At 55.2% G+C, this 18,474-nt stretch carries 21 protein-coding genes; 12 read left to right on the top strand and 9 right to left on the bottom strand.

Going from position 1 to position 18,474, the window contains the following annotated elements; translation table 11 throughout:
- The first annotated feature begins 112 nt into the window (after positions 1-112).
- Positions 113-877: an exodeoxyribonuclease III gene (xth, locus tag H7U06_RS12110; protein ID WP_175626408.1), complete on the top strand. Its 765-nt coding sequence runs from the start codon at positions 113-115 to the stop codon at positions 875-877.
- A gap of 33 nt (positions 878-910) precedes the next feature.
- On the opposite strand, the gene H7U06_RS12105 is transcribed toward xth, so the two are convergent.
- From H7U06_RS12105 to H7U06_RS12080, 6 genes are all read right to left on the bottom strand, one after another.
- A complete protein-coding gene (locus H7U06_RS12105; RefSeq protein ID WP_175626407.1) occupies positions 911-1,414 on the bottom strand; it encodes an arsinothricin resistance N-acetyltransferase ArsN1 family B in 504 nt (167 codons plus the stop codon).
- 141 nt (positions 1,415-1,555) lie between these two features.
- Positions 1,556-2,539, bottom strand: coding sequence for a tripartite tricarboxylate transporter substrate binding protein (locus H7U06_RS12100; RefSeq protein WP_124575318.1), 984 nt, complete (start codon positions 2,537-2,539; stop codon positions 1,556-1,558).
- 215 nt (positions 2,540-2,754) lie between these two features.
- Positions 2,755-3,111: a DUF6572 domain-containing protein gene (locus tag H7U06_RS12095; RefSeq protein WP_175626406.1), complete on the bottom strand. Its 357-nt coding sequence runs from the start codon at positions 3,109-3,111 to the stop codon at positions 2,755-2,757.
- A 27-nt stretch (positions 3,112-3,138) separates the two neighbouring features.
- Entirely contained in the window at positions 3,139-3,390 is a 252-nt protein-coding gene (locus H7U06_RS12090) for a hypothetical protein (RefSeq protein ID WP_175626405.1), read from the bottom strand.
- A 28-nt stretch (positions 3,391-3,418) separates the two neighbouring features.
- Entirely contained in the window at positions 3,419-4,075 is a 657-nt protein-coding gene (locus H7U06_RS12085; RefSeq protein WP_175626404.1) for a class I SAM-dependent methyltransferase, read from the bottom strand.
- 38 nt (positions 4,076-4,113) lie between these two features.
- On the bottom strand, positions 4,114-5,055 hold the full coding sequence (locus H7U06_RS12080; protein WP_175626403.1) for a CysB family HTH-type transcriptional regulator: 942 nt from the start codon (positions 5,053-5,055) through the stop codon (positions 4,114-4,116).
- A gap of 158 nt (positions 5,056-5,213) precedes the next feature.
- On the opposite strand from H7U06_RS12080, the gene H7U06_RS12075 reads away from it, so the two are divergent.
- From H7U06_RS12075 to cobA, 7 genes are read left to right on the top strand one after another with little or no spacing between them, the layout of a single operon-like run.
- A complete protein-coding gene (locus H7U06_RS12075) occupies positions 5,214-5,987 on the top strand; it encodes a sulfite exporter TauE/SafE family protein (protein ID WP_124575322.1) in 774 nt (257 codons plus the stop codon).
- A 9-nt stretch (positions 5,988-5,996) separates the two neighbouring features.
- Positions 5,997-7,691, top strand: a complete 1,695-nt coding sequence (locus H7U06_RS12070; RefSeq protein WP_175626402.1) for a nitrite/sulfite reductase — start codon at positions 5,997-5,999, stop codon at positions 7,689-7,691.
- On the top strand, positions 7,684-8,211 hold the full coding sequence (locus H7U06_RS12065; RefSeq protein ID WP_175626401.1) for a DUF934 domain-containing protein: 528 nt from the start codon (positions 7,684-7,686) through the stop codon (positions 8,209-8,211). The genes H7U06_RS12070 and H7U06_RS12065 overlap by 8 nt, the downstream gene beginning before the upstream one ends.
- Entirely contained in the window at positions 8,208-8,936 is a 729-nt protein-coding gene (locus tag H7U06_RS12060) for a phosphoadenylyl-sulfate reductase (protein WP_175626400.1), read from the top strand. Before H7U06_RS12065 ends, H7U06_RS12060 begins: the two co-directional genes overlap by 4 nt.
- A 6-nt stretch (positions 8,937-8,942) precedes the next feature.
- Positions 8,943-9,878 carry a sulfate adenylyltransferase subunit CysD gene (gene cysD / locus H7U06_RS12055; protein ID WP_124575326.1) on the top strand — a complete coding sequence of 312 codons (936 nt, stop codon included), beginning with the start codon at positions 8,943-8,945 and terminating at the stop codon, positions 9,876-9,878.
- On the top strand, positions 9,878-11,212 hold the full coding sequence (locus H7U06_RS12050) for a sulfate adenylyltransferase subunit 1 (protein ID WP_175626399.1): 1,335 nt from the start codon (positions 9,878-9,880) through the stop codon (positions 11,210-11,212). Before cysD ends, H7U06_RS12050 begins: the two co-directional genes overlap by 1 nt.
- A 26-nt stretch (positions 11,213-11,238) precedes the next feature.
- Positions 11,239-11,958: a uroporphyrinogen-III C-methyltransferase gene (gene cobA / locus H7U06_RS12045; protein WP_175626398.1), complete on the top strand. Its 720-nt coding sequence runs from the start codon at positions 11,239-11,241 to the stop codon at positions 11,956-11,958.
- Between the two features lie 6 nt (positions 11,959-11,964).
- Here the strand turns inward: cobA and H7U06_RS12040 are convergent, their stop codons facing one another.
- From H7U06_RS12040 to lptF, 3 genes are read right to left on the bottom strand one after another with little or no spacing between them, the layout of a single operon-like run.
- On the bottom strand, positions 11,965-12,336 hold the full coding sequence (locus H7U06_RS12040) for a sirohydrochlorin chelatase (RefSeq protein ID WP_175626397.1): 372 nt from the start codon (positions 12,334-12,336) through the stop codon (positions 11,965-11,967).
- On the bottom strand, positions 12,336-13,484 hold the full coding sequence (gene lptG, locus H7U06_RS12035) for an LPS export ABC transporter permease LptG (RefSeq protein WP_175626396.1): 1,149 nt from the start codon (positions 13,482-13,484) through the stop codon (positions 12,336-12,338). The genes H7U06_RS12040 and lptG overlap by 1 nt, the downstream gene beginning before the upstream one ends.
- The gene (gene lptF / locus H7U06_RS12030; protein WP_175626395.1) at positions 13,481-14,608 is read right to left on the bottom strand and encodes an LPS export ABC transporter permease LptF; all 1,128 of its coding nucleotides are present in this window, start codon (positions 14,606-14,608) and stop codon (positions 13,481-13,483) included. The genes lptG and lptF overlap by 4 nt, the downstream gene beginning before the upstream one ends.
- Before the next feature lie 39 nt (positions 14,609-14,647).
- On the opposite strand from lptF, the gene H7U06_RS12025 reads away from it, so the two are divergent.
- From H7U06_RS12025 to tolQ, 4 genes are all read left to right on the top strand, one after another.
- Complete coding sequence (locus tag H7U06_RS12025) at positions 14,648-16,159, top strand: leucyl aminopeptidase (RefSeq protein WP_175626394.1); 1,512 nt, start codon at positions 14,648-14,650, stop codon at positions 16,157-16,159.
- Positions 16,160-16,279: 120 nt separating this feature from the next.
- Positions 16,280-17,026 (top strand): SDR family NAD(P)-dependent oxidoreductase, encoded by a 747-nt coding sequence (locus H7U06_RS12020; protein WP_175626393.1) that lies wholly within the window; start codon positions 16,280-16,282, stop codon positions 17,024-17,026.
- Between the two features lie 186 nt (positions 17,027-17,212).
- Complete coding sequence (ybgC, locus tag H7U06_RS12015; RefSeq protein WP_175626392.1) at positions 17,213-17,647, top strand: tol-pal system-associated acyl-CoA thioesterase; 435 nt, start codon at positions 17,213-17,215, stop codon at positions 17,645-17,647.
- Positions 17,648-17,771: 124 nt separating this feature from the next.
- On the top strand, positions 17,772-18,464 hold the full coding sequence (tolQ, locus tag H7U06_RS12010) for a protein TolQ (RefSeq protein WP_175626391.1): 693 nt from the start codon (positions 17,772-17,774) through the stop codon (positions 18,462-18,464).
- The last annotated feature ends 10 nt before the right edge of the window (positions 18,465-18,474 follow it).

Raw genomic sequence — 18,474 nt, 5'->3', positions numbered from 1 at the left:
ACCACGGCAGCACTGATACAATTCTGCATCTGTCGCGCAGCCGTCATGCACAAGTGCAAACTTTTGCCCCGCCTGCACGCCCCACCCGCATCACGAATGGATAGCTGCACATATGAAAATCGCCACCTGGAACGTCAACTCCCTCAAAGTCCGCCTGCCGCAAGTCCTGCAATGGCTGACCGACAATCCGGTGGATGTGCTCTGCCTGCAGGAAACCAAAACTGTCGATGAAAAATTTCCGGTCGCGGAGATAGAGGCCGCCGGTTACCACGTCGTCTACACCGGTCAGAAAACCTATAACGGCGTGGCCATCCTGTCGCGCCATCCGATTACAGATGTAGTCAAAAACAATCCGCTGTTTGAAGATGAACACCAGCGCATCATCATCGGCACCATACAAGGCGTGCGCATCATCTGCGCCTACATCCCGAATGGTCAGTCACTGGAATCGGACAAGTATCAATACAAATTGCGCTGGCTCGCAGGCTTGCATGCATTGCTGGCGCAGGAGTTGAAGCAGCATGAAAACGTCGCACTGCTCGGCGACTACAACATCGCACCGGAAGACCGCGATGTACACGATCCGGTCGCTTGGCAAGGCCAGGTACTGGTTTCGGAACCGGAACGCGCTGCGTTTGTACGCATGCAGGAAATGGGCTTCACCGATGCTTTCCGCATGTTTGAGCAACCGGAGAAACTGTATAGCTGGTGGGATTACCGCCAGATGGGCTTCCGCCTGAACCGTGGCTTGCGTATCGATCACATCCTGCTGTCGCCCGCGCTGGCCAAACGCTGCACCGCCTGCGTGATCGACAAGGTACCGCGCAAATGGGAACAACCTTCAGATCACACACCAGTGATTGCAACCCTGGATTAAAACGCGAGCGACCAGTTGCAGCTCAGCAGCTGGTCAGTTTTTCTCGTCCAGAATAAGTTGCCAGTAGCCGACATCCAGCCACTGCTCGAACTTGCGCCCTATCTGCGGCAAGTGCGCAACTTTCACAAAGCCCAGTTTTTCATGCAGCGCCACGCTGCCCGGATTCGGCAGGACTATTCCGCCCAGTACTGCATGTACGGATAGTTGTGCCAGTTCACCGATCAGCGCCTGATACAAGCGCGTACCAACCCCGCGTCCGCCACTATCCTGCGACAGATAGACCGAGCCTTCGACGGAATGCTGGTAAGCCTTCCTGACTTTCCACTTGCTGGCGTAGGCATAGCCGAGTATGCGCCCGTCAACTTCGTACACCAGCCACGGAAACTGCTGCAGCGTGTCGTCTATGCGCGCCCGCATTTCATCCACACTCACTGCTTCCGTTTCAAAGCTGATGACGGTGTTGAGCACGTAATGATTGTAGATCTCGCAGATGGCCGCAGCATCGTTGCGCGTCGCCGGACGTAGGGCTTCAGACATGATGAAGGTTCAGAAAAATGGGATAGCTGTAGTGTACCGAAATCAGCACTGCAAACTGAATACACAATAAAAAAAGCCCTGTCTCGGACAGGGCTTTGGGAGCTAACTGGCTAGCTATCCATGCAGGATAGCAAGTCATGATCAGTCTACGGTCGCGCCGCTTTCTTTCACGACTTTCGCCCATTTCACTGACTCTTCTTTTACGAAGGCAGCGAAGTTTTCCGGGGTGTCGCCGACATAGTCAGAGCCGGTATCTGCCAGGATTTTTTGGAATGCTGGCTCTTTCATGATTTTTTGTGTTTCAGCATTGATCTTGTTCACGATCGCTTTTGGTGTACCTGCTGGCGCGAAGAAACCGTACCAAGCGTAGGAAACCACTGCCGGCACGCCGGATTCAGCGAAAGTAGGTACGTCAGGCAATTGTGGCGAACGGTGTGCACCGGACACTGCAATTGCTTTTACCTTGCCACTCTTAATGTGCGGCATGATCGCGATCATACTGTCGAACATCACAGGAATGTGACCGCCCAACAGATCGGAAATTGCAGGTGCCGAACCTTTGTAAGGAACGTGCGTCATTTCCAGTTTGGTTACGCTTTTGAACAATTCACCAGTCATGTGCTGTGGTGTGCCCGAACCAGCGGATGCGTAGGAGAACTGACCTTTTTGCGCCTTGATGTAAGCCATCAATTCTTTCAAATTGTTGGCAGGTACAGCAGGGTTGGCAACCAGGACCAGCGGCACGCGCAGCAGGTTGGTGATAGGTACCAGATCCTTGCTAGGATCGAAGGTCATTTTTTTGTACAGGCTAGGATTGATCACGATAGGCGCGCTGGAGGTGATCAGCAGGGTGTTACCGTCTGCTGGTGCACGTGCCACTGCTGCACTACCGATGTTACCGCCGCCACCGCCGCGGTTATCGATCACGAATGGATGGCCGAGGTCTTCGGTCAAACGTTTAGCGACTGGACGCGCTGCGATATCAGATGGACCGCCTGGTGGCCAAGGCACCACGACCGTTACCGTTGAATTTGGCCAGCTTTGGGCCAGGGCGTTAGCAGAAAAACTCGCTGCTGCTGCGAATGCGCACAGGAGTAATTTGCTGCCGCGGGATAGTTGTCTCATCATTCAATCCTTATAAAAAGTAAATCACGCTCCAGGGATTGCGGCCTCAAGGCATGCCAAAAAGAACACAAAACCAGAATCGCTAAGGGCAAAGGCGACGGATATTACGCCTAGGTGGGGAAGGATACCTCATTCGGTATCCTCATAACGATTTTTACGCAGCGCATATGCAACTGACATGCCGACGTTTATCGCTGCAAATCCTTACTACAGGCTTACAAGGCCTCATCTGCATAGTCCGAGCCGAGCGGCCCTACCCGCAGAATGTAGCCTGCGTCGCGGATGATATTTCCTGCACTCTCGAGAAACAAATTCGCGTGGCTGCCGGGTGCGTAGATGCAGCGCAGCTCAATTGCAAAATCCAGCCCCTGCTCAACCAGTTCCTGCAACGCCGGATACGCGACAAAAATTTCGCCACTTTCTATATAGCGCAGATAGGTATTCAGCTTGGTTTGTAACAGCTGTAAATGCAGCTCATCCCAAACCAGGTCGTCGATGATAGCCAAAGTGCAGACAGCGCCCGCCTGGTCCAGGCTGACGCTATCTATCAGTTCGGTTTGTTCTACGGTCATGCGCGCAGTCCGGCGGGCACTATAGGCTTAGCGCTTGATCAGCTGCTTTTCGAAAGCGATGTCGGACTTGGTCTGGCGGCGCGGCTTTTGCGGACCATAGGCTTTGACGAAGATGACGAATTCATCCAGCGGCAAACGTTCGCTGACGATGACCGGCTTATCACCGGCGTTATCGACCAGATAAAACAACTCCTCGGAAGTACGCACCATTGCATAGTGTTCATTCCCGCTACGTTCTTTCAGTCGCTCAACGGCGGCGGTGGCTTTGGTTGATCTCATACTTTCCTCGGCTTAGGGTACAGGCGACTTAGCGCAAGCGCGCGGTCAGCATCCAGTAATGTTCAAAATAATGAACACGCATATCTTTCAGCAAAGGGCCCAGGCGTTTGCGCAAGGTGCTGCTGGTGTAGTAATTCTTCAGGACTTCGTAACGCTCACCATTTGGTGCTGCATGGATCTGGTAGGTATTGCCTTCCAGGTCGGTACGCGCGATCACGGTTTTCTCGGTATCCACCTGCGAATTGTCGACCAGCACCAGCAAACCGTCCGCACCTATGATCTTGCGGATACGACCTATCACTTCCACCTGATCCTGACGGCGCACATGCGACCACCAGAAACCGGCGAAGCAGGCAGTGAACTCGCCTTCAACCTTGGGATCGAGCGCGTCAGCAACTGCAAACTGCACGATATCTTCCGGCAACTCACGGGTTTTGGCTTGCTCCAGCAAACCCGGATTGATGTCGGTTGCCAGCACCGATGCCGCGTATTCCGCCAGCTCATCCGTCCAGTAGCCATCGCCGCACGCCAGCTCCAGCACGTGCTGGTCTGTCATCAGGTTGCGCAGATTGTCCATGATGTCGTCCAGCGCATCTGCGCCGTCCGGGTTTTCGATATCCTCTTCATCGAAGTTATCGCGGACCGCGTAGTACTCGGCCATATCGGTGTTTACCGGTTTAATCATGCTGCTTCTGCTTCCAGTTCAAAATAGTGAATACTCATTCAAAGTTCATACATGTCTTTTTCGCCGTTCAAGACCTGCTCGACCAGCTTGCGGTTGAGGGTAGGCGTCAGCAACTCGATGAACGTAAATACATAGCTGCGCAAGTATGCGCCCTGCTTCAGCGCCACGCGCGACACATTGGTACCGAACAAATGTCCGGCCGGAATCGCACGCAGGTTTTTGTCGCGCTCCGGATCGAAAGCCATACCGGCGATGATGCCTATACCCATGCCCAGTTCGACATAGGTTTTAATCACATCCGCATCGATCGCTTCCAGCAACACATCCGGCTTCAGGTTACGCAGGCTGAACGCATGGTCTATCTTGTTGCGCCCGGCAAACGCACTGTCATAAGTAATCAGCGGGTAAGCGGTTAATTCTTCCAGCGTGATCGACTTGGACTTGAGCAAGGGATGGTCGACCGGCACCACCACCTGATGCTCCCATTGATAGCACGGCAAGGAAATCAGGCCATCTATGCTGGCGATCGATTCGGTAGCGATTGCCAGGTCCGCCTGGTCCATCAGCACCATATCGGCGACCTGCTTCGGATTGCCTTGCAGCAATGACAAGCGCACCTTGGGGAATTTCTGCGTAAACGCCTGTACTACCTTAGGCAGCGAATAGCGCGCCTGGGTGTGCGTGGTGGCGATCGTAAAGCTGCCGCTGTCATGTGCGGCGAATTCATTACCTATGCGTTTGAGGCCGTCAATTTCCTGCATGATCAGCTCAACCGACTTCAAAACCGCCCGTCCCGGCTCGGTCAGGCCGCGGATACGCTTGCCGTGGCGCGAGAAAATATCGACGCCCAGCTCTTCTTCCAACTCAATAATTGCCTTGGAGACACCTGGTTGAGAGGTAAACAGTGCCTTGGCAGCCTCGGTCAAATTAAAGTTCTGCCGCACCGCTTCCCGGACGAAGCGAAGTTGATGAAGATTCATGTCTTCCCCTCATGTTTTCAACTGAATACACGCATTTGCGCGTTCCAGTCATTTTTCATTATTGCTTATGCCAAAAAAGCATATAAGCAAATAATTAGTAAGTAGTTTGGAATAAGGCTCAAGTTTATTACTATTCGCCCTACTTTGCGCGAGGTCTTATGTCGGTTACTTATATTGTTTCAGGTTTTGCTGTCGGTTTACTGGTCGGTCTGACCGGTGTCGGCGGCGGCTCCCTGATGACACCGCTACTTACCCTGCTGTTTGGCGTCTCGCCAACGGTAGCGGTCGGGACCGACCTCGCCTTCGCTTCGACCACCAAGATCGCAGGCACTTTTGCCCATCGTTACAAGGGCAATGTGCACTGGGATATCGTCAAGCAACTCTGCCTGGGCGCACTGCCTGCAGCGGTGCTGACTACCCTCGTATTGAAGTACCTCGGCGGCCTAGACAAGGAAATCGGCCAGGTCATACGCTACTCGATCGCAGGTTCCGTCATGCTGACCGTGATCGCGCTGATTTTCCGTACTCGCCTGCAAAACTGGATGAGCGCTCATCCCAACCGTCAATTTCACGGCAAAAAACTGGTCATAGCGACCATAGTTTCGGGTGCAATTCTCGGTACATTGGTTACAATCTCGTCTATTGGTGCAGGAGCAATCGGCGCCACCATACTGGTTCTGCTTTATCCACGCCTGACACCGGCCGAAATTGCCGGTACCGACATAGCCTATGCAGTGCCTTTGACCGCAATTGCGGCGCTCGGCCACTGGTGGCTCGGATCGATCCATTGGGAATTACTGGCCATGCTGTTGCTGGGCTCCGTGCCGGGCATCACCCTCGGATCGCTGGCGTCACGAGCCATACCGGAAAAAGTATTGCGCGTTCTGTTGGCTACCACGCTGACGACCGTTGCCTTCAAGTTAGTTTACTAAGGAATTGAGATGTATCGCTACGATCAATACGACCATCAAATCGTTAAAGAACGCATCGCGCAATACCGCGATCAGGTCCGTCGTCGCTTGTCCGACGAACTGGCAGAGGATGAATTCCGTATCCTGCGCCTGCAAAACGGCCTCTACCTGCAACGCCACGCCTACATGCTGCGCATCGCCGTACCGTACGGCCTGCTGTCATCGGCGCAGATGCGCATGTTCGGCCATATCGCCCGCAAGTACGACCGCGGCTATGGTCACTTCACGACCCGTCAAAACATCCAGTTCAACTGGATCAACCTGGAACAGACTCCAGACATCCTGACTGAACTGGCTTCGGTCGAGATGCACGCGATCCAGACTTCCGGTAACTGCATCCGCAACACCACTTCGGACGAACTGGCTGGCGTCGCCGCCGACGAAATCGTCGATCCGCGTCCGTATGCTGAAATCATCCGCGAATGGAGCACCTTCCATCCGGAATTCGCTTACCTGCCACGTAAATTCAAGATCGCCATCAATGGCGCAGTCGAAGACCGTGCGGCAACTGCCGTGCATGACATCGGCCTGCACGTGATCAAGAACGAACAAGGCGAAGTCGGCTTCCGCGTTATGGTAGGCGGCGGCATGGGCCGTACTCCTATCCTCGGCAGCGTGATCTGCGAATTCCTGCCATGGCGTCACGTCATGACCTATCTGGAAGCAATCCTGCGCGTCTACAACCAATACGGTCGTCGCGACAATATTTATAAAGCGCGTATCAAGATCCTGGTTAAGGCAATCGGTATCGATGAATATCGTCGCCAGGTCGAAGCAGAATGGCAAGACATCAAGGACGGTCCGGGCACCCTGACTGAAGAAGAGCTGCAACGCGTTTCCGCATTCTTCACCATGCCTGCTTACGACACCCTGCCAGCAACAGATGCAGCGTTTGAACAGCACAAGGCAGAAAACAAAGCCTTCAACAGCTGGCTCAGCCGCAACGTCAAGGCACACAAAGTAAGTGGCTATGCCGCAGTCGTGCTGTCGTTGAAGAAAACCGGCGTACCGCCGGGCGACGCAACTGCCGAACAACTGGACTTCATGGCGGAGCTGGCTGATCGCTACAGCTTTGGCGAACTGCGCGTTACGCATGAACAGAACGTCGTATTGTCCGACGTCAAGATTGCCGATCTCTACGCAGTATGGGAAGCGGCTAAATCGCACGGCCTCGCTACACCTAACATCGGCTTGCTGACCGACATCATCTGCTGCCCTGGCGGCGATTTTTGCTCGCTGGCCAATGCCAAATCGATTCCTATCGCGGAAGCGATAGCTGAGCGTTTCGACAGCCTCGACTTCCAGCATGACATCGGCGATATCGAACTCAACATCTCCGGCTGTATCAATGCCTGCGGTCACCATCACGTCGGCAACATCGGCATTCTGGGTGTCGATAAAGACGGCGCTGAGTGGTACCAGGTATCTATCGGCGGTGCACAAGGCAATACCAGCTCGATCGGCAAAATCATCGGTCCATCGTTCTCGGCACATCAAATGCCGACCGTGATCGAACGCCTGCTCGAAGTCTATGTCCGCGACCGTATCGAAGATGAACGCTTCATCGATACCACACGCCGTATCGGCGTCACGCCATTCAAGGAACATGTGTACGCAACACCGATCAAGGTAGCGCACGCCGCAGGAGAAGATGCATATGCTTAACATCATCAAAGACAAAGCCGTAGTCGGCACCGACGACTGGAACCTGCTGCGCCTGGCAGAAGGTGAAACTGCTGAAACCGTTGTGGTTCCAGCCGGTAAAGTCATCGTCCCGCTGACCGTCTGGCAGGCACAGGCTGCTACCCTGAAAGCACGCAACGATGTCGGCGTCTGGCTCGCCAGCGACGAACGTCCGGAAGCATTGAAAGACGACACCGCCACCCTGCAAATGATCGCAGTCGACTTCCCTAAATTTGGTGACGGTCGTGGTTACTCGATCGCTTACAACCTGCGCATGCGCTTCGACTACACCGGCGAACTGCGTGCAGTCGGCGACGTCTTGCGCGATCAATTGTTCTACATGCAGCGCGTCGGCTTCAACTCGTTTGCAGTGCGCGCTGACCGTGACGTCAACGATGCATTGAAAGGCTTGAGTGACTTCTCCGAAAGCTATCAGCAATCGTGGGACAAAAAGACACCTTTGTTCCGTCGTGTAGATCGTCAGGCTGCGGCACCAAAATGAATGATGCAGATTTCGCCGCGCTGGTAGCGGCCACCAAGGAAACACTGCAGCGCGTAGCGGATCAATTCGCACCTGCAGTCTTCGCTTCCAGCCTGGCGGCGGAAGATATGGTGCTGACCGACATGATCCTGCGCGACAAACTGCCTATCAGCATTTTTACGCTGGAAACCGGCCGCCTGCATGCAGAAACGCTGAGCGTGCTGGACCGCATCAAGGAAACCTACGGTTACGACGTCGAGCTGTATCGCCCGCAACCGGAAGCGGTGGAAGCGTACGTCCAGCAAAACGGCCTCAACGCTTTCTATGAAAGCGTCGACATGCGTAAAGAATGCTGCCGTATCCGCAAGGTGGAACCTCTGAACCGCGCGCTGGCAGGCAAGCACTCGTGGGTGACCGGCCAGCGTCGTGCGCAATCGACCACCCGCGCCGCACTCGATGTGCAGGAACAGGACGATGCGCATGCAATGACCAAATTCAATCCGCTCGCGGATTGGTCGGAAGAGGATGTCTGGCACTACATACGCAGCAACCATGTGCCATACAACCCGCTGCACGACAAAGGTTATCCATCCATCGGTTGCGAACCCTGCACCCGTGCCATCCAGCCAGGCGAAGACGTACGCGCCGGACGCTGGTGGTGGGAAAACCCGGAATCCAAGGAATGCGGCCTGCACGTCGTAGACGGCAAGCTGATCAGAATCAAACCCGTAGCAACTAACGCCTGAGATCCTATGAACACAGTAGTCGACAAATTATTCCTCGATAGCGCCAGCAACAAGCACCTGGACTGGCTGGAATCGGAAGCCATCCACATCATGCGTGAAGTGGCAGCTGAATGCGCCAACCCGGCATTGCTGTTTTCCGGCGGCAAGGACTCGGTCGTGATGTTGCGCCTGGCGGAAAAAGCGTTCCGTCCTGGCAAATTCCCATTCCCGCTGGTGCACATCGACACCGGTCACAACTTCGACGAAGTGATCTCCTTCCGCGACAAGCGCGCGGCTGAACTGGGCGAACGCCTGATCGTTGGTTCGGTCGAAGACTCGATCAAACGCGGCACCGTGCGCCTGCGCAATCCTTTGACCGACTCGCGCAATGCAGCGCAGGCTGTGACCTTGCTGGAAACCATCGCTGAACACAAATTCGACGCCTGCATAGGCGGTGCCCGCCGTGATGAAGAAAAAGCACGCGCCAAGGAACGTATCTTTTCCTTCCGCGATGAATTCGGCCAATGGAATCCCAAGGCACAACGTCCTGAACTCTGGGACCTGTACAACACCCGCGTCCACCCGGGCGAAAACATGCGCGTGTTCCCGATTTCGAACTGGACCGAACTCGACGTCTGGCAATACATCGCCCGCGAAAAACTCGAACTGCCGTCGATCTACTTTGCGCATCAGCGTGAAGTGATCCCACGCAATGGCTTGCTGGTACCACTGACACCATTGACCCCGGCCAAGGAAGGCGAAACTGTCGAAACCCAGACCGTACGTTTCCGTACCGTCGGCGACATCTCCTGCACCTGCCCGGTCTCGTCGGATGCCGATAGCGTTGAAGCGATCATTGCAGAAACAGCTGTCACCCAAATCACCGAGCGCGGCGCGACCCGCATGGACGATCAGACGTCCGAAGCATCGATGGAAAAACGTAAAAAAGAAGGATATTTCTAATGAACGCTGTAGTTGCAGATCAATTGTCGGGCAAGAATGCCGCTAACCCATCGGCTGAACGCGGCCTGCTGCGCTTCATTACCGCTGGTTCCGTCGACGACGGCAAAAGCACACTGATCGGTCGCCTGCTGTTCGACAGCAAAGGCATCTTCGCTGATCAGCTGGATGCGATGTCGCGTGCCAAGCACAAACGCACCGTCGGCGACACCATCGACTTGTCCTTGCTGACCGATGGCCTGGAAGCAGAACGTGAACAAGGTATCACCATCGACGTAGCATATCGCTACTTCGCTACGCCTAAACGCAAATTCATCATCGCCGACACCCCGGGCCACGAGCAATACACCCGCAACATGGTGACTGGTGCGTCGACTGCAGACGCCGTCATCATCCTGATCGATGTCTCCAAGGTCAAACTGGGCGACGACGGCAGCGTGGAATTGCTGATCCAGACCAAACGCCATTCGACCATCGCACACTTGCTGCAAATCGAACACGTCATTGTGGCTGTCAACAAAATGGATCTGGTCAACTATGACCAGACCGTCTACGACCGCATCGTGGCAGCCTACTCGGAATTCGCCAAAACACTGGGCCTGAAAGACATCCGCCCTATCCCGCTGTCCGCTCTCACTGGTGACAACGTGGTTGAAAGCGCAGGCAATATGCCGTGGTATCAGGGTCCTACCCTGATCGAATTGCTGGAATCGCTTAGTGTCTACGATGAATCGCACGACGAACCATTCCGCTTCCCGGTACAACTGGTCGCGCGTCACAACGGCCATGAAGCCGATGACTTCCGTGGTTATATGGGCCGTATCGAAGCCGGTAAAGTCAGCAAGGGTGACAAGCTGGTGATCCAGCCTAGCGGCCAGACTGCCACCGTCAAAGATATCCAGACCCTCGATGGTTCGCTGGAACAGGCAGTGGTCGGTCAATCGATCACCCTGCTGCTGGAAGAGTATGTCGACATTTCGCGTGGCGACATGCTGTCCGCTGCTGACCGTCCGGCTGAATTGATCAAGACCGTGACTGCAGACCTGTGCTGGCTGTCGGAAGAAGCGCTGGATACCCGTCGCAAATACTGGCTCAAGCACACCACCCGTCAAGTGGCTGCACGTGTAACCAAGATTGATACCCTGCTCGACATCAACACCCAGGAAAAACGTCCTGCTGATGAAGTCAAACTCAACGGTATCGCACGCGTCACGCTGAATGTTGCGCAACCACTGGCTGCAGATGCCTATGATGAAATCCGTTCCACCGGTTCCTTCATCCTGATTGACGAAGTCACGCATCAAACCGTGGCTGCCGGCATGATCCGTCTGGCTTAAGAGGCGCTAGCCAGAAACACTGCAGCATGACTGAAACGAAAAAAACGTACGGCAAAGTCTATCTGATCGGTGCCGGGCCCGGTGCCGTCGATCTGATCACCGTACGCGGTGCGCGCATCCTGGCGCAAGCCGATGTCGTGCTGCACGACGCACTGGTCACACCAGAAATGCTGGAGCTGTGTCCGCAGGCAGAGAAAATCTCTGTCGGCAAACGCAGCGGCCAGCGCTCTACCGCGCAACTCGCGATCAATCAACTGCTGGTCGATTGCGCCGCCAAATACAAACTGGTGGTACGTCTGAAAGGCGGCGATCCGATGTTGTTCGGACGCGCCGATGAAGAACTGCATGCGCTCGAAGCGCACGGCATAGAAATCGAAATCGTACCGGGCATCACCACCGCTTTCGCTGCTGCCGCAGCGGCCCAGCTACCGCTGACCAAACGCGGCATAGCACGCAGCATTGCCTTCTTTACTTCCGCCACTGCACCGAATCAACCGGACCAGCTCACACTGCCGGATTGCGACACGCTGATCCAGTACATGGGCGGCCGTGAAGCCATGGTCACCGCACAAAAACTATTGGAACAAGGTCGATCCCCCGACCTGCCCGTCGTCATCGTGGAAAACTGCAGTCTGGCGAATCAAAAGATAGTGCGCATGAACTTGCGCGAGCTGGAACGCGGTTTGCAGGATACGCAGGGACCGGTGCTGGTGATGATAGGTGCAGCGCTCGCCGCACGTGATTGAGTAGCGTCAACCCAACGTGGCCACGCAATAACTGGCCATCGCCTTCAGTACCTGTTCATTTTCCCCGACTGCTTCAACGATCTTGAAACTGACGGCAGGATGTTGTTGCTGCAGTTCGTCTACGATACGCGGCAAGTCTGCCCGTACATGACCGCCCTGCCCGAGGAAGACCGGGACGACCGTCACATCTGTCACGCCAGCCTGTACCAACTCAGCAGTCAGCTCAGGTAAACGCGGCGTCATCAATTCCAGGAAAGCCAACTTCACCACTGACTCGGATGACTGCGCCTGTACCAGTGCCTGCAAGCGCTGGAACGGCTCCGCCCAGCGCGGATCGCGCGCACCATGCGCAAACAGGATCAGCGCACGCGTCTTCATCAGTGACGCTCAACCCACAGCAAGGCACCCACTGCCACCGTCAGGAATAACAAACTCGGCAGGATGGCCGTCGCAAATGGTGGCCAGGTATTGAGCAAACCCAGATGCGAGAACAGGCTGTTAATCAACTGGAAGCTGACACCTATCATGATGCCGGTAAAAATCTTCAGGCTGACGCCGCCGGAGCGGAAATGCAGGTAAGCAAACGGCAAGGCCAGCGCCATCATGACGAACACGGCGAATGGATAAACGATTTTCTTCCACAGCGCGATTTCATAACGCACGGTATCGCGATTGTTTTCCGACAGGTATTGCGTGTAATTCACCAGTGCGATGGCGGACATGGTGGCCGGATCAGTAAAGCCTACCGACAGGATCTCCGGTGTCATTTCGGACACCAGCGATTTGCTAGCAAACTTGCTGGTCGAAATCGCGGTGGTGATATCGGTTGCGGTGACCGCACCCTGTAATTTGGTTTCGCCGAATGCTGCTTCGGTACCGTCATGCAAAGTCCAGGTATTGCCACCGGCGTAATCTGCCGAGCCTGCCGTGATCAATGCGGTCAGGTGGAAATTGCGATTGAACTCGTAAATCTTCAGGTTCACCAGTTTGCCATCGGACTTCAGTTCACGCACGTTGACGAAACGCGAGCCTACGACTTCGCCTTCCTGGCCATTGGTGCGAATCACATCCTTGGTCCACAGGCCGGAACGGAATTCCTGCGCCAGCGCACCGCCCTGGCTGGTGACGCGTATCTTCTCCGCCATATTCGACGTGATAGGCACGACAAATTCACCGAATACAAAGGTAATCAGTGCGAATACCACACCGATCTTGAACAGAATCATGCCCACCATCACAGTCGACATGCTGGATGCACGCATGATGGTGAATTCCGAACGTGCCGCGAATTGCGACAGCGCCCAGATCGTACCGATCAGGGCAGCAATCGGCATCAGCTCATACACATAGCCTGGCATTTCCATCACGACGTACAGGAAAGCATGCTGGATCTTGTAGCCGCCATGACCGACCGACTTCAGCTCGCCGACCATATCGAAGAAGGCAAACAAGGCGAGGAAGGCGATCAGCACGAACAGGACTGAGCGGCCGATTTCCAGTGAAAAATATTTTTGCAGGATCTTCATGCCGCCTTCCGTCCCAGGCAAGTGCGCTTGAGCGCAGACCAGGCCACCAATGGGTGATAACGGCTATTCACTTTCAGGCGCCACGCAAAGAACACTGCGAGCACAATCAGCGCCACCAGATGCACCGGCCACCAGGCCAGCAACAGGGTCGAACGGTTTTGCACCACGGTCGCCTGCGCGTAACTCAGCATATTGCTATAGAAAACGAACAGGAACAGCGCAATCAGCAAGTTGGCCGAACGGCCGCCACGCGGATTGACGAAGCCCAGTGGGATCGCCAGCAACATCAGCAAAATGCCCATCAAAGGCAGCGAGATACGCCACAACAATTCGCCATCATTGAAATTACTGCGGTTGCTCAAGAGCTCACGGGTCGACGTTGCGCGCGCCGAGGTATCGCCAACCAGCGCTTTCGACTGGCTGGCAACCAACACACCGTAACGATCAAACTCCATCAATTCAAAATCGGATTGGGTCGGTACACCGTCATAGCGGCGACCCTGATGCATGACGAGGAATTTGTCGCCAGCCGGATCTATCTCTACCGTACCCTCTTTCGCCACCACCACGCTGGTCTTGCCGTTGCGCATGCTGCTGACAAAAATATTCTTCACCTTGGTCGAATCGCCGGACACGCCTTCAACGAAGAACACACGGTCGGACGACGAAGACTCCTGGAATTTGCCGGGTGAGACGCGGGCGATATCTTCGCGGTTCGCATAGCGCTCTTTATATACAGCGCTTTGCTGGTTGGACCACGGCGTCAGGAAAAAGCTGAGTACAGCTGTCAACGTCACGATAGGCAAGCCAAACATCAGGACCGGTCGTATCCATTTGGCCAAGCTGAGGCCGGATGCGAACCAGACCACCATCTCGGAATCCTGGTAACTACGCGTTACCACCAGCAACACGGCGACAAAGCCGGTCAGGTTCAACAGTATGGGCAGGTAATTGAGTGCGGAAAAACCGAGCAACGCGACCACATCAGCGGACGCGATCTTGCCACCCGCAGCCTGCCCCAGAATACGAATCAAGGTGACCGTGATCGTAATAGTGAAAAGGGTAGTGAAGACGGCGCCAGCGGTACTTAGCAAATCGCGTCGGAGCGCGCGCTGAAAAATCATTGGGAGGCTATAATCGTGAATCGACAAGGAGAGTAACGCATGGACTTTAGCATAAAACCATTAGACGCAAAAAGCACTATCGGCGCTATCAAGACGGGCTGTATCGCAGTTGCCGTATTTGAAGATAAGAAACTGTCATCGGCAGCACAGGCACTGGATCGCAAGGGCGAAATCAGCGCTGCGCTCAAGTCCGGCGACATTACCGGCAAAGCTGGCTCCAGCCTGCTGCTGCGCGGCCTGAACGGCGGCGCTGCTGAACGCGTATTGCTGGTCGGCCTCGGCAAGCAGGATGCAGTGTCTGAAAAGGATTTCAACGCTGCGGCTCAGGCCGTGGTGCGTGCATTTACTACCCTCGGCAACAACGAAGCCGTCATCGCCCTGCCATTTGACGCCGTCACCGGCCGCGACAGCGCATGGTCTATCCGCAGCACCATCCTCAGCGCACGTGAAGCGGCTTACCGTTTCGACAGCCTGAAAAGCAAAAAAGACCCGGCGCCCAACGGCGTCAAGAAAATCGCCTTTGCCGTGCCGTCGGCAGTAGTCAACAGCGCCAAGGAAGCGATTACCCAGGCGGTAGCCGTGGCCAACGGCATGGAGCTGACCAAGGCCCTGGGCAACTCCCCGGCCAACGTCTGCACCCCGACCTACCTGGCCAATACCGCCAAGAAAATGGCGAAAGAATACAAGCTGGACGTTGAAGTGCTGGATCGCAAGCAACTGCAGGCACTCAAAATGGGCAGCTTCCTGTCCGTTACCAACGGCAGCGTCGAACCGCCTAAATTCATCGTCCTCAAACACAATGGCGGCAAAGCCAAGGATGCGCCTGTCGTACTGGTCGGCAAAGGCATCACCTTCGATTCCGGCGGCATCTCGCTGAAACCGGGCGCAGCCATGGATGAAATGAAATACGACATGGGTGGCGCGGCTTCCGTGCTCGGTACCATGCGCGCGATTGCCGAGCTCAAACTCAAGCTCAACGTCATCGTCGTCATCCCGACCTGCGAAAACATGCCGTCCGGCAGCGCGACCAAACCAGGTGACATCGTCACCTCCATGTCCGGCCAGACCATCGAAATCCTGAACACGGATGCCGAAGGCCGCCTGGTATTGTGCGACGCGCTGACCTATGTCGAACGCTTCAAACCGGCAGCTGTAGTCGACGTGGCAACCCTGACCGGTGCCTGTATCGTCGCACTCGGTCATCACAACTCCGGCTTGTTCACCCGCAATGACGATGCGCACGACGCGCTGGCCAACGAATTGCTCACAGCCGGTAAAGTTGCAGGCGACACCGCATGGCGCTTGCCTATCGAAGACAGCTATCAGGAACAACTGAAGTCGAATTTTGCCGACATGGCGAATATCGGCGGCCCGGCAGCTGGCTCAGTCACCGCAGCCTGCTTCCTCGAGCGCTACACCAAGAAATACACCTGGGCACATCTGGACATCGCCGGTACCGCATGGAAGAGCGGCGCAGCCAAAGGTTCGACCGGACGTCCGGTACCCCTGCTGACCACTTTCCTGATTAACCGCGCGCAAGCCGCCAAATAAGGTAGTCCCAGGCAGAACCATGCGCATCTGGCCGCAAGGCTGGATGCGCAGTTTTATTCAGCATCCGGTACTACTGCTTATCCCATCATAAGCACGCACTCTTTCCATAAAGGAAATCCCATGATCGTTCTGGTCACCGGTGCAACTTCAGGCTTCGGCGCTGAAATGGCACGCAAATTTGCACAACATGGTCACAAAGTAATCGCTACCGGGCGCCGCCAGGATCGCCTGGATGAGCTCGCCGCAGAAATCGGCGCGTCGGTACTGACCGTTCCCATGGACGTCACCGACAAGGCATCCATCGCCGCAGCATTGGCCAGCCTGCCGCCGGAATGGCAGGAAATTGATGTCCTGATCAATAACGCCGGTCTCGCACTCGGCGTCGCTCCGGCACAATCCGCCTCGCTGGAACAATGGGAAACCATGATAGAGACCAACTGCAAGGGCCTGGTCACCGTCACCCGCCTGTTGCTGCCGGAAATGCTCAAGCGCAATCGCGGCACCATCATCAACATCAGTTCCAGCGCTGGCGCTTATGCCTATCCGGGTGCCAACGTCTATGGTGCCAGCAAAGCCTTCGTCGACCAATTCACCCGCAACCTGCGTGCCGACCTGGTCGGAACCGGCGTCCGGGCGTCGAATATCGCACCGGGTCTGGCTGGCGGCACTGAATTCTCGAATGTAAGGCTGAAAGATGATGCCGCTGCGGCCAAGGTATATGAAGGTACGGTGCCACTGAGCCCGGCCGATATTGCCGAAACTGCATACTGGATCGCGACCCTGCCCGCCCACGTCAACATCAACCACATCGAATTGATGCCGACTTGCCAGGGTTTCGGACCGCTGTTCATCAAGCGCAATACCTGAAGCGGCCCCTAAAAGCACCGGATTTTGGCTGCAAGCAGGCGCTATCTGCAGCCAAAACTGTAAATTCAGGTAACAAGCTTGTAATGCTGATTAAATATCATCGATAATCGAACATTGATTTGCAGTATTCATCAGCACACTACAGGACACTGCTGCAGCACTGTCCAGCCAGGGTAAATATCCAAGATGTTGTCAAATTTTACGTGGACCGTACGCGTCTACTATGAAGATACCGATGCCGGTGGCGTCGTCTTCTACGCCAACTACCTGAAATTCTTTGAGCGCGCGCGCACCGAATGGCTGCGCAGCGCCGGTATCAACCAGCAATTGATGACCGAAACGCATGGCGTCATGTTCGTCGTCAAAAGCACCGCAGTGGACTATCACGCACCAGCCAAACTCGATAATGAACTGAAATTAACGGTCGTAGTCGAAAGGATGGGCCGCGCTTCGGTGCAGTTCATACAGGAAGCGTGGCGTATCAACGGAGAGCATAAAGAATTGCTGGCGACCGGACGCATCAAAGTCGGTTGCGTCGATACACAGAACTTCAAACCCAGCCAGATTCCCAGCCAGGTAATGGATAGCATTAAAACCCTGGAACCACGCGCAGCAGATTAAGCGGTAAAACATTTGCCCGCAAGGCGCTCCAGACATAAATACATAAGGCAAATGCAGGGCAAAACCGCACCGCCTCAAGCAAGATACGCATACAATTGACCAAATTCGACTAAATCACACTTCCATGACCGTCACCCAAGACCTTTCCTTCGTCCACCTCATCACCAACGCTTCGGTTCTTGTACAGCTCGTCATGGCGCTTTTGCTGGCCGTGTCGGTCATGAGCTGGACCTATATCTTCCGCAAAATGTTCGCGATCAAAAACGCGCGTTTGCAAACAGAAGAATTCGAACGCGCCTTCTGGTCCGGTGGCGACCTCAACACCCTCTACCTCGAAGCCACGTCCAACCGTCGCAAAAACAATGGTTCGACCGGAGCACTGGAACGCATCTTTGAAGCCGGCATGAGCGAATTCAACAAAGCCAAGGGTGCTAACGACGCTTTCCACATCAATGCCCGCCTCGACGGTGCACGTCGTGCCATGCGTGCTGCTTACCAGCGTGAAATGGATGCACTGGAATCTCACCTCGCCTTCCTGGCCTCGGTCGGTTCGGTGTCACCTTACGTCGGTTTGTTCGGTACTGTATGGGGCATCATGAATGCGTTCCGTGGCCTCGCCAACGTACAGCAAGCTACCCTAGCTGCAGTTGCACCAGGTATTGCCGAAGCACTGATCGCAACCGCAATCGGCCTGTTCGCTGCGATCCCGGCCGTGGTTGCTTACAACCGTTACTCGCACGATATCGATCGCCTGGCGATACGTTTCGAGAGCTTCGTTGAAGAATTCTCGAACATCCTGCAACGCCAGACCCGATAAGGACGCCAGC

Source organism: Herminiimonas sp. Marseille-P9896 (genome assembly GCF_903993245.1).
GTDB classification, from domain to species: domain Bacteria; phylum Pseudomonadota; class Gammaproteobacteria; order Burkholderiales; family Burkholderiaceae_D; genus Oxalicibacterium; species Oxalicibacterium contaminans.
Note: the sequence above shows the minus strand (reverse complement) of the source record. Positions and strands in the feature narration are given on the sequence as shown.

Excerpts from the sequence above, each read along its gene's own strand:
- xth (WP_175626408.1), top strand. The coding sequence starts at position 113 with ATGAAAATCGCCACCTGGAACGTCAACTCCCTCAAAGTCCGCCTGCCG.
- H7U06_RS12105 (WP_175626407.1), bottom strand. The coding sequence starts at position 1,414 with ATGTCTGAAGCCCTACGTCCGGCGACGCGCAACGATGCTGCGGCCATC.
- H7U06_RS12100 (WP_124575318.1), bottom strand. The coding sequence starts at position 2,539 with ATGAGACAACTATCCCGCGGCAGCAAATTACTCCTGTGCGCATTCGCA.
- H7U06_RS12095 (WP_175626406.1), bottom strand. The coding sequence starts at position 3,111 with ATGACCGTAGAACAAACCGAACTGATAGATAGCGTCAGCCTGGACCAG.
- H7U06_RS12090 (WP_175626405.1), bottom strand. The coding sequence starts at position 3,390 with ATGAGATCAACCAAAGCCACCGCCGCCGTTGAGCGACTGAAAGAACGT.
- H7U06_RS12085 (WP_175626404.1), bottom strand. The coding sequence starts at position 4,075 with ATGATTAAACCGGTAAACACCGATATGGCCGAGTACTACGCGGTCCGC.
- H7U06_RS12080 (WP_175626403.1), bottom strand. The coding sequence starts at position 5,055 with ATGAATCTTCATCAACTTCGCTTCGTCCGGGAAGCGGTGCGGCAGAAC.
- H7U06_RS12075 (WP_124575322.1), top strand. The coding sequence starts at position 5,214 with ATGTCGGTTACTTATATTGTTTCAGGTTTTGCTGTCGGTTTACTGGTC.
- H7U06_RS12070 (WP_175626402.1), top strand. The coding sequence starts at position 5,997 with ATGTATCGCTACGATCAATACGACCATCAAATCGTTAAAGAACGCATC.
- H7U06_RS12065 (WP_175626401.1), top strand. The coding sequence starts at position 7,684 with ATGCTTAACATCATCAAAGACAAAGCCGTAGTCGGCACCGACGACTGG.
- H7U06_RS12060 (WP_175626400.1), top strand. The coding sequence starts at position 8,208 with ATGAATGATGCAGATTTCGCCGCGCTGGTAGCGGCCACCAAGGAAACA.
- cysD (WP_124575326.1), top strand. The coding sequence starts at position 8,943 with ATGAACACAGTAGTCGACAAATTATTCCTCGATAGCGCCAGCAACAAG.
- H7U06_RS12050 (WP_175626399.1), top strand. The coding sequence starts at position 9,878 with ATGAACGCTGTAGTTGCAGATCAATTGTCGGGCAAGAATGCCGCTAAC.
- cobA (WP_175626398.1), top strand. The coding sequence starts at position 11,239 with ATGACTGAAACGAAAAAAACGTACGGCAAAGTCTATCTGATCGGTGCC.
- H7U06_RS12040 (WP_175626397.1), bottom strand. The coding sequence starts at position 12,336 with ATGAAGACGCGTGCGCTGATCCTGTTTGCGCATGGTGCGCGCGATCCG.
- lptG (WP_175626396.1), bottom strand. The coding sequence starts at position 13,484 with ATGAAGATCCTGCAAAAATATTTTTCACTGGAAATCGGCCGCTCAGTC.
- lptF (WP_175626395.1), bottom strand. The coding sequence starts at position 14,608 with ATGATTTTTCAGCGCGCGCTCCGACGCGATTTGCTAAGTACCGCTGGC.
- H7U06_RS12025 (WP_175626394.1), top strand. The coding sequence starts at position 14,648 with ATGGACTTTAGCATAAAACCATTAGACGCAAAAAGCACTATCGGCGCT.
- H7U06_RS12020 (WP_175626393.1), top strand. The coding sequence starts at position 16,280 with ATGATCGTTCTGGTCACCGGTGCAACTTCAGGCTTCGGCGCTGAAATG.
- ybgC (WP_175626392.1), top strand. The coding sequence starts at position 17,213 with ATGTTGTCAAATTTTACGTGGACCGTACGCGTCTACTATGAAGATACC.
- tolQ (WP_175626391.1), top strand. The coding sequence starts at position 17,772 with ATGACCGTCACCCAAGACCTTTCCTTCGTCCACCTCATCACCAACGCT.